General features: G+C 61.3%; 1 protein-coding gene. It reads left to right on the plus strand.

Features of this window, described 5'->3' with window-relative positions; genetic code table 11:
• A partial coding sequence (locus EN845_RS34795; RefSeq protein ID WP_245511895.1) for a terminase large subunit occupies positions 1–292 on the plus strand: 292 nt, incomplete at both ends.

A 292-nucleotide genomic window follows, 5' to 3' on the forward strand; every position in this document is an offset into this window, starting at 1 on the left:
GGCGAGGTCTGCCCGCAATGGATCTTCGATCTAGGCTGGGTGGTGTTCGGCGCCCATGACAGCGCGGCGAAACGACAGCTGATCCGCGAATTTGTCCTCCTGATCAGCAAGAAGAACGCGAAGTCGACCATCGCGGCTGGCATCATGGTGACGGCGCTCATCATGAACCAGCGCGCCATGGGCGAATATCTGATCCTGGCGCCGACGAAGGACGTCGCCGACAACAGCTTTCTGCCCGCCCACGGGATGATCACCGAGGACAACGCCCTCTTCAAGCGGTTCAAGCCGAGCG

Origin of the sequence: Mesorhizobium sp. M8A.F.Ca.ET.202.01.1.1 (assembly GCF_004791595.1) — a bacterium.
Taxonomy (GTDB): domain Bacteria; phylum Pseudomonadota; class Alphaproteobacteria; order Rhizobiales; family Rhizobiaceae; genus Mesorhizobium.